Origin of the sequence: Nocardiopsis sp. NPDC006938 (assembly GCF_042869555.1) — a bacterium.
In the GTDB taxonomy this organism is placed as follows: Bacteria; Actinomycetota; Actinomycetes; order Streptosporangiales; family Streptosporangiaceae; genus Nocardiopsis.
The window spans coordinates 1-13,880 of the sequence record NZ_JBIAGA010000033.1 but is presented as its reverse complement, the minus strand read 5'-3'; the positions used below and the strand labels follow the sequence as shown (position 1 = coordinate 13,880).

Annotated in this window: 14 protein-coding genes and 1 CRISPR repeat array; of the genes, 7 read left to right on the top strand and 7 right to left on the bottom strand. The window is 65.6% G+C overall.

Translation table 11 applies throughout. The annotated features are described in order from the left end of the window. The first annotated feature begins 897 nt into the window (after positions 1 to 897). From ACFYL4_RS27240 to ACFYL4_RS27230, 3 genes are all read left to right on the top strand, one after another. Positions 898 to 1,434: a DUF6879 family protein gene (locus ACFYL4_RS27240; RefSeq protein WP_387522221.1), complete on the top strand. Its 537-nt coding sequence runs from the start codon at positions 898 to 900 to the stop codon at positions 1,432 to 1,434. Further along, positions 1,424 to 2,284, top strand: a complete 861-nt coding sequence (locus ACFYL4_RS27235; protein WP_387522219.1) for a helix-turn-helix domain-containing protein — start codon at positions 1,424 to 1,426, stop codon at positions 2,282 to 2,284. Before ACFYL4_RS27240 ends, ACFYL4_RS27235 begins: the two co-directional genes overlap by 11 nt. Positions 2,285 to 2,837: 553 nt before the next feature. Then, positions 2,838 to 3,977 carry a methyltransferase domain-containing protein gene (locus tag ACFYL4_RS27230; protein WP_387522217.1) on the top strand — a complete coding sequence of 380 codons (1,140 nt, stop codon included), beginning with the start codon at positions 2,838 to 2,840 and terminating at the stop codon, positions 3,975 to 3,977. Positions 3,978 to 4,065: 88 nt separating this feature from the next. Beyond that, positions 4,066 to 5,617: a CRISPR direct-repeat array (repeat unit 28 nt; unit sequence GGTCCATCCCCACGTGCGTGGGGCTCAC). An 86-nt stretch (positions 5,618 to 5,703) separates the two neighbouring features. Here the strand turns inward: ACFYL4_RS27230 and ACFYL4_RS27225 are convergent. From ACFYL4_RS27225 to ACFYL4_RS27195, 7 genes are all read right to left on the bottom strand, one after another. After that, on the bottom strand, positions 5,704 to 6,243 hold the full coding sequence (locus ACFYL4_RS27225; protein WP_387522215.1) for a class IV adenylate cyclase: 540 nt from the start codon (positions 6,241 to 6,243) through the stop codon (positions 5,704 to 5,706). Between the two features lie 108 nt (positions 6,244 to 6,351). Then, a complete protein-coding gene (locus tag ACFYL4_RS27220) occupies positions 6,352 to 6,870 on the bottom strand; it encodes a flavoprotein (RefSeq protein WP_387522214.1) in 519 nt (172 codons plus the stop codon). A 28-nt stretch (positions 6,871 to 6,898) separates the two neighbouring features. Beyond that, a complete protein-coding gene (locus ACFYL4_RS27215) occupies positions 6,899 to 7,288 on the bottom strand; it encodes a hypothetical protein (RefSeq protein ID WP_387522212.1) in 390 nt (129 codons plus the stop codon). Then, positions 7,285 to 7,842 (bottom strand): ATP-binding protein, encoded by a 558-nt coding sequence (locus ACFYL4_RS27210; RefSeq protein WP_387522211.1) that lies wholly within the window; start codon positions 7,840 to 7,842, stop codon positions 7,285 to 7,287. Before ACFYL4_RS27210 ends, ACFYL4_RS27215 begins: the two co-directional genes overlap by 4 nt. A gap of 110 nt (positions 7,843 to 7,952) precedes the next feature. Next, positions 7,953 to 8,273 (bottom strand): hypothetical protein, encoded by a 321-nt coding sequence (locus ACFYL4_RS27205; protein WP_387522209.1) that lies wholly within the window; start codon positions 8,271 to 8,273, stop codon positions 7,953 to 7,955. Next, the gene (locus ACFYL4_RS27200; protein ID WP_387522208.1) at positions 8,273 to 8,815 is read right to left on the bottom strand and encodes an ATP-binding protein; all 543 of its coding nucleotides are present in this window, start codon (positions 8,813 to 8,815) and stop codon (positions 8,273 to 8,275) included. Before ACFYL4_RS27200 ends, ACFYL4_RS27205 begins: the two co-directional genes overlap by 1 nt. A 354-nt stretch (positions 8,816 to 9,169) precedes the next feature. Then, on the bottom strand, positions 9,170 to 9,637 hold the full coding sequence (locus ACFYL4_RS27195) for a hypothetical protein (RefSeq protein WP_387522206.1): 468 nt from the start codon (positions 9,635 to 9,637) through the stop codon (positions 9,170 to 9,172). Between the two features lie 272 nt (positions 9,638 to 9,909). Between ACFYL4_RS27195 and ACFYL4_RS27190 the strand changes: the two genes are divergently transcribed. The 4 genes from ACFYL4_RS27190 (at position 9,910) to ACFYL4_RS27175 (ending at position 12,531) form a co-directional block, all read left to right on the top strand. After that, entirely contained in the window at positions 9,910 to 10,716 is an 807-nt protein-coding gene (locus tag ACFYL4_RS27190; RefSeq protein WP_387522205.1) for a helix-turn-helix domain-containing protein, read from the top strand. After that, positions 10,709 to 10,876, top strand: coding sequence for a DUF397 domain-containing protein (locus ACFYL4_RS27185; protein ID WP_387522203.1), 168 nt, complete (start codon positions 10,709 to 10,711; stop codon positions 10,874 to 10,876). Before ACFYL4_RS27190 ends, ACFYL4_RS27185 begins: the two co-directional genes overlap by 8 nt. Before the next feature lie 516 nt (positions 10,877 to 11,392). Continuing rightward, positions 11,393 to 11,566 carry a DUF397 domain-containing protein gene (locus ACFYL4_RS27180; RefSeq protein WP_387522201.1) on the top strand — a complete coding sequence of 58 codons (174 nt, stop codon included), beginning with the start codon at positions 11,393 to 11,395 and terminating at the stop codon, positions 11,564 to 11,566. Positions 11,567 to 11,853: 287 nt separating this feature from the next. Beyond that, the gene (locus ACFYL4_RS27175; RefSeq protein ID WP_387522199.1) at positions 11,854 to 12,531 is read left to right on the top strand and encodes an O-methyltransferase; all 678 of its coding nucleotides are present in this window, start codon (positions 11,854 to 11,856) and stop codon (positions 12,529 to 12,531) included. The last annotated feature ends 1,349 nt before the right edge of the window (positions 12,532 to 13,880 follow it).

Here is a 13,880-nt window from a genome sequence, read left to right as displayed (position 1 = left end):
GACCGCCGTGGTCTGGCACAACGACCGCACCGGCCAGCCGGTCCTACGCTCATTGACCGCTTACGATCACTGACCCCTTGGAATCACTCATCTAGAGGATCGGGATGGAGACTCCTCCAAGATGATTCCCGTCAGGTGAGGGTGAGACGGATCTCGGCCTGTGCTTTGTCGGGGTTGGCCTTGACAGCCTGGGGCCTACGCCAGCGCGGGTGCGCGGCCGGGTGTTCCGTTGCTCGTCAGCACCATGTGTATCCGGGATCGCGCCGGACACTGGACCAGTGCGACCCGCACACGCTGTGTCCGGGCGTTCCCATGCCTTCTGGCGCAGGCGGTTCGCCCATGAGCCTGCTCGCCACACGCCACTCGAAGAAGCCAGCGGGGCCCTATACGGGCGAGCTGTCCTCGATTCGTACCCGGGGCGGCCACCGCCGCTGCACCGAGCCTAAAGGCGCACGCTGCTCGGGCGGCCGTCCGGTCCGCGATAGGCAGGCGGCCGCTGGCATCGGCCGAGGCGTGGACACTTCCTTCTGGTAGGAGGATCTGGGAAGTCTTCTTCCGTTGCGGTCTCGACCCAGGGCTGGGCGAGAGATGTCGAAGCAGGCCGCGAGCACCACACTCCGCCCCTTATTCGCGAGCCCGAATATTCCCGAAAAGCTTGACCACCCTCCCTGCGCTCTCTACCGTGAATTTCGCATTGTGCTGGACGGAAAGGATGTTTCGTGGCACTTCAGAAACTTTCTGGTGACTGTAACCGCAATGACTGCCCCGGGGTCTACACGAGTGGAGACGGATTCGTCATTGTGCAGGGACCGCTGCTGACCAGCACGGAAGGGCTGACCTTCTCCGAAGGAGAGGTGGCTGTGCAGATCCCAGCCCACCTGATTGAGGAGGCCGCCCGTGCGCTTGGAGGGTGAAGCCTGGCAAGAGTTCTTCCATTCCTTCCAGAGGGAGGCGTTCAGGCTCGAAACACTGCCCAGCTACAGGGTGCCCGAGGAGGAGGACGAGCTACGCCAGTTCCTGGCCGGCGAGTCCCGCCCGGCTCAGGAGCTACACACCGACACCTACCTGATCCGGGTTCGTGAGCACGTCGAGGCTGGCCGAAGGATGCGCCGGGTCCACAGCCTCACCAGTCCGCTCAACGACCATCTGAGGTTCCAGTTCGAGTGGGGGTACGCATTCAGCGTCGCTGCGGGAGAAGAGGTCAACATCCTGGACTTCGCCACCACCCCTGACCCCGGGCTACCCCAGCAGGACTTCTGGCTCTTCGACGACCAGTACGTAGTGCTGATGCACTACGCTGCCGACGGCACCCAGACCGGCCGGGAACTCCTGGAGGGCGCCGACCCCGCCCCCTACGTCCGGCGCAAGGAACTGGCACTGGAACACGCCATCCCCTTCACCGATTACTACAAGGCCGCACCGCTTGACCCTTGAGCCCGAACACGCCGACCGGCAGCGCGATGAACTCGCCGACGCACTGCGTCGCCTGCGCCGCGCTGCCGGTCTGACCGGCGCCAGCCTCGCCGCTCGCACGGGGATGAGCCAGGCCAAGGTCAGCAAGATCGAGAACAACCGCGTTCGCCCCTCCGTGGTGAACGTCGAGCGCATCCTCACTGCCCTGGAAGTGCCCACCGCAGGTGAAGACGGGGCTCGTCTTCTGGAGCTGGCTCGGGTCGCTAACTCCGACTACCAGGGCTTTCGCACTGCCCTCCAGCGAGGCTTGGGTGAGCTCCAGCGCGACCTGGCAGCGGTGGAATCCTCCGCCACCGCGATCCGTTACTTTCTGCCCTGCATGATCACCGGGCTGCTCCAGACTCCCGAGTACGCCCGGCAGACCCTGACCCACCCCCTGGTCAACCGGGGCGCGGAGTGGCAGTCGGCCCTGGCCCGTCGTCTTGAGCGCCAACAGGTCCTCTACGGTCACGGAAAGCGGTTCGTGTTCGTGCTCACCGAGGCGGCCCTGCGCTGGCCCCTGTGTTCACCCGCGATCATGGCTCTACAGATGGACAGGATCGCCTCGCTCAGCGAACTACCGACGGTGGAGATCGCCGTGGTGTCGGCGCACTCTCCGGTACCCAGCGGCCCGCTCAACGGCTTCACCCTCTACGACGACCGTCTGGTGACCGTCGAGGTCTTCACCGGGGAGCTGGCACTGCGCGATCCCAAGGACATCTCCTACAGCCGGGAGATCTTCGACTTCTTCCACGCACACGCGCTCACCGACGACGCCATGCGCTCTTTCCTGTCAGAACTCGCCCGAGAGTTCCGATCTGGCGCTAAATAGAACATTCCGTAGCGCGAATTTATTCGCACCCGAGAAAGCCCTTCAGCCGATTCTTTGGTCTGCCTAAAGTTTCCCGTGTAGCGCCACGGTGGGACGAAGGAGCCACTCTTGCAGCCCGTACCGGACACGCGCCCGGCCACCGCTGCTCCCATTTTCGCCCTGGATGTTCGACTCATCGAGAACAGCGACACCACACCGCTGATCAACCTGACCGAGGCCGGTTATGGCTCCAGCTGCGCCGGGGCCCGCATCACCGGCGCTGCGGCCTGGCTGGAGCGATCCGGCAAACGGGCCGGTCTTGCCGACGCCCCGCCCCCGAACACCTCCAATAGAAGGAAAGCATTGTGTCGACTATCGCCCCCACTCACCCGATCACACCCCAGAACCCCACGCCCCGCCACACGACCGCTGCCCCCCAGTCGCCCGTATCCGGAACGTGCGGCATGTGCAACGGGGAGCGAGGCTGGTGGGAGACCGTGGACGGGCAGACCCCCGGCAAGGCCATCCGGCGGTGGGTGTCCTGCCCCGGATGCAGCGGGAAGGGGTCCGTCTGATGGGGCAGAACGACACCATGGAGTACATTCCTTCGGCCCTCGCCGCCAGACTCCCCGCCCCCGAGCACATCCGACGGTTGTTCGCGAGCGTCCCCCGGCACCGGTTCCTCCCCGACGTCATGTGGAGCCCGGACCGCACGCGGTACGACCGTGCCGCTGACCCGGAAGCCTGGATGCGGGTCGCGTACTCGGACCAGGCACTCACCACTCAGCGGGACGATGGCCGCGAGGGCGGCATGGGGATCGCGTCCTCATCATCCTCGGCTCCGTCCGTCATGGCGAGAATGCTCACCACGGCCGATCTCTCCCCCGCCCACCGAGTCCTGGAAGTCGGCACCGGTACTGGATACAACGCGGCCCTCCTCTGCCAGATGCTCGGTTCCAGCCAGGTCACCACCATCGAGATCGACAGGGGCATCGCCGCCACTGCGCAGGACGCCCTCCACACCCACGGTGCCAGTCCGACCGTCCTTGCTGGGGACGCCGAGACCTACGCGGCGGGTCGTCCCCCGGCGTACGACCGGATCATCGCCACCTGTTCCGTGTCCCGAGTGCCGCAGGCGTGGGTGCGGCAGACGCGGCTCGGAGGCCGGATCGTCACGCCATGGGCGCCGACCCCGGGGGCGCCGGGCGGGGTGCTCGCTGTCCTGGACGTGCACGCAGAGCGCGCCGAAGGCAAGTTCGAGGGAGGGCTGTCCTTCATGTGGGCGCGCGGTCAGCGCGACCCGGGAGGAACGCCGCCTCCACATCAGGGGGCGCTGGCCGAGAGCACCGACCAGCAGCTCCACGACCCGCGAGGCCCCTGGCTCGACGGCGAGCGGTCCCTGCTGCTGTCCTTGCTGATGCCACACTGGAAGTTCGGGATGGGCATGGAAGAGGGCGGTACCGAACCTTACGTTTGGGTGGCCTCGACCTCCGCCGAACCAGGGTGGGCACGGCTCCACGCGGACGGCCGCGTGGAGCAGGGCAGCGGTCGGCGCTTGGCCGACGAAGCAGCGGCTGCCTGGGAGCAGTGGAACCGCTGGGATCAGCCCGACGTGTCCGACTTCGGCCTGACCGTTGACCTCGACCGGGGCTGGCAAACAGTGTGGCTCCACGGCCCCCAGCACGCCCTATGGACCATGCCCCGTGAGACGTGAACAGGTCGGAAGACCCCTGCGAGACGGAATGGAGGACCGACTCGCAGGGGAACGGCCCACTAAACCGAGTGCCTCCGACCGTGATGTGCGGTCTTTCCCCACGTGCGTGGGGCTCACAGTAGAGAACGAAGCGCCATCGTGGGCGCCCCCGGTCCATCCCCACGTGCGTGGGGCTCACAGAGGCGGGGTTGGGTGCGCCGGTGGCGGCCTCGGTCCATCCCCACGTGCGTGGGGCTCACGCGAGCGGCACCTTTGAGGTAGTCGACCGCGCCGGTCCATCCCCACGTGCGTGGGGCTCACGCATCACCCGCATGGCTGCCGAGGCTGTGGAGCGGTCCATCCCCACGTGCGTGGGGCTCACGGTTCAGATCAGAATCGGTTCGCGATCCCCATCGGTCCATCCCCACGTGCGTGGGGCTCACGAATCGGGTGGAAGGACCCCGACGCTCACGAGCGGTCCATCCCCACGTGCGTGGGGCTCACGGCCGTCACGACCTGTTCGTTGTTCTGCATCCAGGTCCATCCCCACGTGCGTGGGGCTCACCACGGGCAGTGGACGAAGGACTCCGGGCTCACCGGTCCATCCCCACGTGCGTGGGGCTCACCCTGGCGTCCCATCCGAACATCGACCAGTTCGGGTCCATCCCCACGTGCGTGGGGCTCACGTCGCGCGGGCCTGTACGCCGAAGACCACGGCCGGTCCATCCCCACGTGCGTGGGGCTCACACCGCGAGGACCGAACGAAGGCCGGGACTGACCGGTCCATCCCCACGTGCGTGGGGCTCACAACGCCTACGCGGACGCGCTCCGGGCCGCCGGAGGTCCATCCCCACGTGCGTGGGGCTCACGCCGGGGGCAGTTCCGCGTCGGGGACGCTGAACGGTCCATCCCCACGTGCGTGGGGCTCACGAGCCGAGGCAGGGTCGCCGAGCTCGAGAGCACGGTCCATCCCCACGTGCGTGGGGCTCACAAGGAAGGAGGCTCCATGGGTGACCTCGACGTCGGTCCATCCCCACGTGCGTGGGGCTCACGACACCGAACTCACCGAGGTGGACGGGGAAGACGGTCCATCCCCACGTGCGTGGGGCTCACTGCACGGCCTGTGGGGTGGTGGACTGTGCTTTCGGTCCATCCCCACGTGCGTGGGGCTCACACGGCCAGGAACGCCGAGATGGTCCAGTGCGCCGGTCCATCCCCACGTGCGTGGGGCTCACAGCAACGACCGGGCAGAAGAACTCGCGGACCGCGGTCCATCCCCACGTGCGTGGGGCTCACACCACCGAAGAGGAGGAGTTCGAGTTCGAGCCCGGTCCATCCCCACGTGCGTGGGGCTCACTCAGGACCACCGACCTGTGGGGGGCAGCTCGCCGGTCCATCCCCACGTGCGTGGGGCTCACTCAGGACCACCGACCTGTGGGGGGCAGCTCGCCGGTCCATCCCCACGTGCGTGGGGCTCACTCAAGGCGCACCTGAGGGAGTTCCCCGCCGACGGTCCATCCCCACGTGCGTGGGGCTCACTCCCCGCTCTAGCAGGTAGACCCAGCTGCCGTCGGTCCATCCCCACGTGCGTGGGGCTCACAGAGGCTGGCCACGAACACCGTGTCGGGGGCGGGGTCCATCCCCACGTGCGTGGGGCTCACCTTAACGACCTGCGACAACGCGGGCCGTTATCTCCGCTTAACCTTCGACTCGCGTCGAACCGACCACGCCGGGACCAACCCCACCCTCAGCCGACATCACCACCGCGCACCAGGGTGTCATAGGTATCCGCGGTCCGTTCCAGGGCGACCCCGAGCCGCTGCGCCCAAGCGTCCATCTCCGACTGCGCCCGAACGCCATCACGGTCGTCGTCCACCACCAGCTCCAACTCCAGAAACGTCCCCGCCCCCTTGACGACGTCCACGCACACAGCCATGTCGCCGCTGCGCCCCGAACGCCGTTCCTTGACGATGCGGACCGAGGGCTCATACCCCAGGGCGACCAACACGCAGTGCGTCTGCTCGCGGTCCTCCACCCCGGTCTCGTACTCGACGCATTCCATCACGTTCGCCACCGGGGTCTTGGTGGTCAGCACATGATCACCGTCCTGGGTCCGCAACCGCGCGAAGGTATAGCCCACCTTCCCCTGCTCGGGGCCCCACCCTGCGGGCGCGTACGCGAGGTCGTCTTGGAGGTGAACGTCACCCAGCTCCACCCCTGCGGATTTCAGCGCCGCCAACAGTGTCTCGGTGTCCCCCACCCTGTACTTCGTTTCGATCTCTCGCACCGGAGACGTCCCCCTACTCCCCACAGTTCTCGATCTCGGGGAGCGTACCGAGTCCGTCCTGTCGGGCGGGGCCGTTCGGGGAAGTCACACGAACGCCGGGGAATCCGCTCACCCCGAGCCTCGAATCCGGCTGGAGAGAGCTTCCACGACCTCCTGCCACGGCGGCAACCCACCCTCGCCTCGGAGCACTGACACCGACGGCATCTGATCCAGTTCCCGGAGGCTCCTCTCGAAGGCCGGGTGGGCCGCGAGCGGCGCTCCGGTCTTCGGAACGACCAACGTGGGAACACTACGCCCGATCATCTCGCAGGCCAGCGCGACGGCGAAGTTGTCTGCCAGGCCCAGGGCCAGTTTGTTCGTCGAGTTGAACGACCATGGACAGGCGATGACGGCGGCACCGGGCGGCAGGCTGTAGCCGCTCCCCGGCAAACGGAACTCGACTCGAACCGGCTCACCCGTGAGATCGGAGAGCGCTTCCAGGTCGTGGAAGCGGGCGCCGGTGGGGGTAGACAGGACCATGACCCTCCAGGACTGGTCCTGGAGGAGTCTCACGAGTTCGGTCACCGGGCCGTTGTCTCCGGCAGAGGCGCCGGAGACAAGGAGATACAGAGGGCTCTGATGAGTCATGGGACCAGTGTGGCGGTGCAGCAGTGTTCTAGTCGTCCTTGCGGAGAAAGGCGAGGCCCAAGGTGGTGGCGAGCCATCCCCACCAACGGCGCGGGGCCCGGTGACGTCCCCGGGTGCGCACCGGCTTCGTCTCGGTCAGCTCGCATTGGGCATCGGCGGCGGCCTGCCTTGCCTCACGGGCGGCTTGCTCGCGGTGTTGGCGGGCGACCTTGACCCAGTGCGGGACGGGACCGTGCCGGAGCATGTACGCGACCCGGGGGTTGTCGCCCATCTGACGCAACAGCCGCTCCTGACGATCCTGGTGCGACTCCGAGGAGACCGCGCCGATCCGCTGAGGGCGAGCAGGACGATGAAAGCGTTGGCCTCGGGGTGCGGTCAGGACCGACCGCACCCCGGGGCTGACCTGGTGACTGGTCACCGAGTGCCCCCGCCCGCGACGGTGCCGTGGTTGGTCGTCCGCGGGAGGGTGAACTCGGCCCAGATGACCGTGCCGAGCCCTTCGCAGAAGGGGAAGTCCAGCACCGGCCGGAACCCCCACCGGGACGCGAGATGGCCGACCATCAGCAGACCCCGTCCGCGCTCTGCCTCCTCCCAGTCCTTGCGGGTGCGCCTGCGCGGAACCCTCGGGAGGGAGCCCACGGCGGTGTCCGTCCTGGAGCCGTCGTCGATGATCGACACCCTCACCAGGCCCGGGACCGGCGACTCCAGCGTGCGGACCACCCTTCCCTCCGGGTCCCGTCCCGAACGGGAGTGCTCGCAGGCGTTGGCGAACATCTCGCTGACGCACAACACCATCTCCTCCCGCGCCTCGCCCGGGAGGAAGACCAGGCGGTTGAGGTCGGTGTCCAGGTCCGCTCGAACCTGACTCGTCTGGGAGAGCTGTCCGGGGTAGACCCGGCACTCCCACCGCAGCCCATCATTGGGAGGGTTGTTCGTGTGGTTCAGGGCAGGGGTGTGCGGCACAATAGCCATGTCGGCAATCGCTTTCTCTTCAACGGATCGGTGGTTGTCGGCCTGCTCTGGGGGTGTTGACGCACCCGCCAGAGCCTTTTTCATGAACGCCTTCGAACAGCGCGGAGCGCTCAGGCGGCGTTCGGGGGCTCCGGGTCGTCGTTGTGGTCGGCGCGGTGGCGCTGGGAGAGAAGCCGGGACCCCGGGACCGGCCTGTTGCCAGGGACCCGGGTGGGTGCGGGGTAGTCGTGTACGGCCTGGTCGATGAGCTGCATGGCCCGTTCGGCGTCGCCTTCTTCGCGGGCGATACGCAGCGCCTCTTGGATCATGGGGATGCGGTTGCGCAGGGTGTGGTTGTGCCACACGTCCTCCTGCGCGGGCGTCAGGTGTCCGGGGGCGGTGAGGGCGTTTTCGGCGCTTTCGAGCAGGTCCCTGGTGTCGATGTCCAACATCAGCACTCCACCTCGTTCTTGAGGAAGTTTTCGGTGTCTTCGGTGTCGATCTGCATCCACGGGTTGTCGGTCAGGTCGTAGGCCAGGAAGAACCACACCTGCCGGAACTTCGGATCGCCGTTGTCTCCCCACCGGTCCGCCAACGCGTCGATCAGCGCCAACCCCCGACCCGTCGCAGTGCCCGCCTCGATCTCCTCGAACGTGGCGGCGGTGAAGGTGCCCTTCTCCTGCGGCAGACGGCTGCCCTGGTCACGGCAGATCAACGTCATCCCCTTAGCACCCCGATCCACCGTCAACGTGTAGGTGCTGCCCCGCTCGCTCGACCGTGAGTGGGCGATCGCGTTGTTCGCCAACTCCGACCCGAGCAGGGTGAACAGGAACTGGAACTCCTCACACCGCTCCGCCGCGCTGGTGTCCAAGAACGCCCGTACCAACGGCATCAACCCAGGCAGCCCAGCGAAGGAGTACTGCCGCTTGCGGTACGGAGGTCCCACGGTGCGGGAGAAGTAGTGCGAGTGGAACGGCTTGATGAAACTCGCCACCGGAGCCACCACCTCACGGCGAGCCAGCTCAGGGGAGAACGGCGGAGCGGGCCTCACGAGGTCACCTCCAGGCGTCGCAGCCCGGCCAGGACTTTGCGCAGGACCTCCACCGGGACGGTATCGACGGGCCTGCGAGGCGAAGGAATGACAGGTCCTCGCAGGTGGCCACGGGGGGTTCCGGGCGCTTGGGTGGGCCATTCGGGCGGGGGCCTCAGGTGGTCGGGGTTCATGGTTCTGCTTTCTCGGAGGTGTTTATTGGGTTGACTGAGTCGGCCCCGGGCGGTGGGCGTTGCGCCGGGTGCTCGGGCTTGGGGCTCTGTATCTGTGTGTTCTGAGGGAAGCGCGGTGTGTGGGCTAGTTGAGGTCGAGGACGGCTTCGACAGTGGTCTGTTGGACGCGGTCGCCGTCCCAAGTCCACGAGGGCGACCAGGAGAAGGCGAGGCGGTCCAGGACCGCGAGCCCAGACACGTGCACTCCGGGGTCCAACCGGGGGTGCTCGGGAGCAGTGGTTGTGCGTGGTCCCTGGTCGGTCACGTACAAGCACGGGAGCTTGGGGTGGGTCTGGTCCAGAACGACGCGTACGGTCCGGCCGGGCAGACCCGACCGGGAGTGCTGATGGGAGTTCGTGACCAGGATGCGAGCGATACGAGCCAACCGCGTGCCCTGGACGGGGAGCACGCTCCGACACCAAGACGACAGGGCCCGGTACTCACGGCTGGGACCGAGCAGAATGCCGTGACGGGCGGCCTGCTCGAACCGGAGCACCCGAGGAAAGCGCCCGGGAACAACCGGCGACACCGGTGTCTCCTGGTTGGCCTGCATATGTCTCACCTCGGTCATATCGGGGTAGGCACTCACCCGCCCCGGTGGCCGCGCCTTCTCAGTTCGACCCTCGCGGCATTTTTATGCCTTATGTCCAGTTTTCGCACTATCTGTGGTTTGCCATTCACAGGAAGCTGATGCGTAAACACACGTTCGCATCTCCAGCCAACAGAGAGAAGGGATGATCGAGAGGTGGTCATTCATGCATAGCCGCAAGCAAGAAAAGACAAGATTCGGTCGACTTCAGACAAGCCATCTGCGATCATGACGCTATGGAAGCGATTGATCCACGGCATGGTAGGTTCGGCCAAGCCCTGGCCGCAGCACGCCTGCGCTCTGGGAAGAAGCAACCCGCGCTCGCCCGCAAGCTGGGCGTCTCGGTTGGGCATATCTCTCACATCGAGAATGGAAGGAGGAAACTGGACGCATCAGTCGTCCCTGAAGTAGACGATTTTCTCGCCGCAAGGCAGCGCCTCGTTCGTTTGTACGAGGAGATTTACCAGGCAGGTCGAGTTGACTGGCTGGGGAATCTGCATCGAACACAGATCGACTCGGACATGGTTCGCGAGTACCAAGCCTCGCTGTTCCCAGGCCCCCTCCAACAACCGGAGTACGCCAGGGCAGCTATCTCCTCAGGCGGCCCTTGGCTCTCCAAAAAAGAGATTCAGCAGCGGGTGGACTTCCGAACGCAGTGGAGGAAGGACCTTCTTCGGGAAGAAGGCCCCCAGTACCACGTCGTACTGGACGACATCACTGTGGTCCGCCCGATTGGTCCATCTGAGATCATGCGCGATCAGATCGACGCCATCATCAAGCTCGCAGAGGAGCGCCGGGTCGTGCTCCAGATGCACGGATGGGACCAGCACCCGCACGCCGGGCTCGATGGGCCGTTCACGTTGATCACGGCCTCTGGCGCTCCCGATATGGTGCATGTCGAGTCCATCTACGGTGGCTCGCAGTCCGATACCGCGCATGACGTGCGCAACTTCGGCATCCTGTTCAGCACGCTGCAGGCGACCGCCCGGTCTCCCCAACAGAGCATCGCCTTCTTGAAGGAAACGAGGCAGAAGTATGAGTGACTGGCACAAGTCCAGCTACAGCACCGGCGCCCAGAACTGTGTGGAGGTCGCCGAAGGGCCGACCACTCTGATTCGCGACACCCAGAACCGCGACCTCGGCACCGTGAGGGTTCACGCCTCTGAGTGGACCGCCCTTCTGGATGCGGTTCGCACCAAGTAGCACCCCCAATGCCGGGTCTTGCCAAGCGACTCGAGTTTTAGTGGTCGTGACGACACCCCTCCTCAGAACGGTGCGATGGATGGCTTCCAGCCCGGCCCAGCCCCACGTGCGCGGGACTCACCTCAGCCTGACCCCGGCCCAGGTCGCGGATCACGGTCCATCCCCACGTGCACGGGGCTGACCCGGCCGCGCGCTCCTCGAAACTGCCGTTGAGCGGTCCATCCCCACGCGCGTGGGGCTCACTGCTCATCGCATGACTGGCTGACGGGAGCGCGCGGTCCATCCCCACTCGCATGTGGCTCACTGGGTGAAGGCGGCGCTGTCGGCCGCGCTCGACGGTCCATCCCCACGTGCGTGAGGCTCACCCCTCGGCGCCGTCCTCCAACGCGAGCAACAACGGTCCTCCCCTCGAAAGCGCCCTGGGTTGTGTCCTCCCTGCCGGGTCGTGGCACTCAACGACTGGCGCAACGCTCTCTTCCTGGAGAACGCCCAAGAGTGCGAGAGCGTTGACATCGCATGAGTGATTACCACCCGTCCAGTTACAGTGACGGAACCGGCGGCTACTGTGTCGAAGTCTCGGAAGGCCGAGCCACCCAGCTTCGCGACACCCAGAACCGCGACCTCGGCACCGTGAGGGTTCACGCCTCTGAGTGGACCGCCGCCCTTCTGGATGCGGTTCGCACCAAGTAGCACCCCCAATGCCGGGTCTTGCCAAGCGACTCGAGTTTTAGTGGTCGTTACGACACCCCTCCTCAGAACGGTGCGATGGATGGCTTCCAGCCCGGCCCATCCCCACGTGCGCGGCCGCCCCCGGGTTCGTCGGCTCCAGGGAACTGATCAGGGGCAAGGAACATCGAGACGAATCGCTTGCTAACGACTCGCCGAGAGCTGGAAGGGTATGACCTTCCTCTCCGAACCACCCTCTTTGGCCCTGGCATACTGCGGGGGTGAACAGAGATACCCCTCAACAAACCCCCGTGAACCGTTACGAATCAACATCGGCGTGGCGTGATGTCGATGACTACTTCATAGAAGCCCTCGTAAGCGAGGATGAGGCCCTGGTCGCGGCACGCGAGTCCGGGGCCACCACGACGATGCCCAACGCGGAGGTAGCGGCCAACCACGGAGCGCTACTCGGACTGCTTGTCCAGATCGCTGGGGCGAAGCGAGTCCTGGAATTCGGTACCCTGGCGGGCTACTCGACGATCTGGTTCGCTCGTGCCGTCGGCGACGACGGCAACGTCATCACGCTGGAGCTCGAGGAGCAGAACGCCGCCATCGCGCGCGAGAACATCGCACGCGCCGAGGTCCAAGACCGTGTGGAAGTCAGGGTAGGACCAGCCGCAGACTCAGCACGTGAACTCATCGACTCCGGCGCGCCTCCCTTCGACCTCGTGTTCATCGACGCGGACAAGCCCAGCAATCCCCGTTATCTCGAAGCGGCGCTGGAACTGACCCGATCCGGCGCGATCATCGTGATCGACAACGTCGTCCGTGACGGGGCCGTTGTCCAACCTGACACGAATGACGCGCGTGTGCACGGGGTGCGTGAGGTAGTCGACGATATCTCCCGCAATCCTGGGTTGGAGGCCACAGCCTTGCAGACTGTCGGGCTGAAGGGCTGGGACGGGCTCATCATCGCACGCCGCAAGTAGGACCTAGGAGGAGGCCGAGGCGGTCGTGGAGGTCGCGGAGGGTTTCCGCGCAGTGCGCCACATAAGTCCCCGGAGAGGGGCAGCCTGTTCTTCATCTGGGCACAGCACATTGAGGGAACGCCCTGGCCCCCGCAGCTTCGGGCCCTAACGAGCAAGCGGCCCCACGGAGCGACGTGGGGCCGCTTCCTGGTCGATCAGCTCACGACACCGTAAAGACGATGACGATGTCACCCTGGTTCTCGACCACGGCTCGAGGGGTCTGATTGCCCACGTACTCCTCCATGTTCCAGTCGATCAGCACGGAAGCCAGCTGTCTCCGGTCGTCCCCACGTGCGTGGGGCTCACGGGGTGGAGTACGACCGGACGGTGCGGGGCGCCTTCCCGAGGAGTAGGGCGGCCTCGTCGGCGTTGACGAGGTTGCCGTGGATCAGGGGTACGGGGCGCATGGGGGCTCCTGAACGACGAATGCCCCCGCCGGCTTCCCGGTCGGGGGCACAATGACTCCGTTGACACTCATGGTACATGACCAACAGAGCCCTGTCGAACGTGTTCGATCACAACGACCTGGAAGTCGATCGTGGTTCTCCCGCCTCGGACCGATAGTCGGCACTGGCCCGGTAGCCGACTTCAACCCGAGACGACTCTATTCCTTAGCCCACCGTGACACAGGGCAGACCAATACTCACATGGCCACTACCTGTGTTCCGCCACCCCCGAGCACACGCCTGACCCGGACCACTTCCAGAGCCACTAACGGTGGGCCGACTTCCCGTGGGTCCGACCTTCCTGGGCATTCCCGGACCCCAGATCTCCACATGCCCATACTCACTATGAGATCCGATCGCAGAGTACCGACTGGCATTCCCGATCACGTTGATACAGGTGGACTGGTTGCATCCCTTTGCATCAAGAGGAACGGGCGCCCCTTCCGGTATGAACCTCGCACAGACCTCACCATCACAGGTCCACTCGTCGGCCTGGGCGGGCGTTGCGGACGCAACTGAGGCACCCCCTAGGAGAAAGAAAGGCACCATCAGCATTAGTGCGATTATCCGCGATCGAACCACAAAGAACTCCTTCAAAACAAAGGCCACCCCCAGCGGGCGACCCCCTAACTTTAACCAACCAGACTGCGAGTTCCAAGTCTTTACGCGAATACATCGGATAGCTTCCGCCACTTACCCCCCATTAACACCAGAAAGTAGCAGAAGTACGGTCCGAGCACATCGACTTCACAAATAACGCGGCCCGTTCAGAGCTCATCTCAAAAGCCATCGGCATGCTTGGCCAGGTGCTTGTAGCAGATGAGGATGCAGGCGATGCCGAGCATGGCCAGGAAGGTGGAGGCC

Coding starts and splice junctions, on each gene's coding strand:
- ACFYL4_RS27185 (WP_387522203.1), top strand. CDS start 10,709: ATGAGTGACTGGCACAAGTCCAGCTACAGCACCGGCGCCCAGAACTGT.
- ACFYL4_RS27230 (WP_387522217.1), top strand. CDS start 2,838: ATGGGGCAGAACGACACCATGGAGTACATTCCTTCGGCCCTCGCCGCC.
- ACFYL4_RS27205 (WP_387522209.1), bottom strand. CDS start 8,273: ATGTTGGACATCGACACCAGGGACCTGCTCGAAAGCGCCGAAAACGCC.
- ACFYL4_RS27195 (WP_387522206.1), bottom strand. CDS start 9,637: ATGCAGGCCAACCAGGAGACACCGGTGTCGCCGGTTGTTCCCGGGCGC.
- ACFYL4_RS27180 (WP_387522201.1), top strand. CDS start 11,393: ATGAGTGATTACCACCCGTCCAGTTACAGTGACGGAACCGGCGGCTAC.
- ACFYL4_RS27220 (WP_387522214.1), bottom strand. CDS start 6,870: ATGACTCATCAGAGCCCTCTGTATCTCCTTGTCTCCGGCGCCTCTGCC.
- ACFYL4_RS27210 (WP_387522211.1), bottom strand. CDS start 7,842: ATGGCTATTGTGCCGCACACCCCTGCCCTGAACCACACGAACAACCCT.
- ACFYL4_RS27190 (WP_387522205.1), top strand. CDS start 9,910: ATGGAAGCGATTGATCCACGGCATGGTAGGTTCGGCCAAGCCCTGGCC.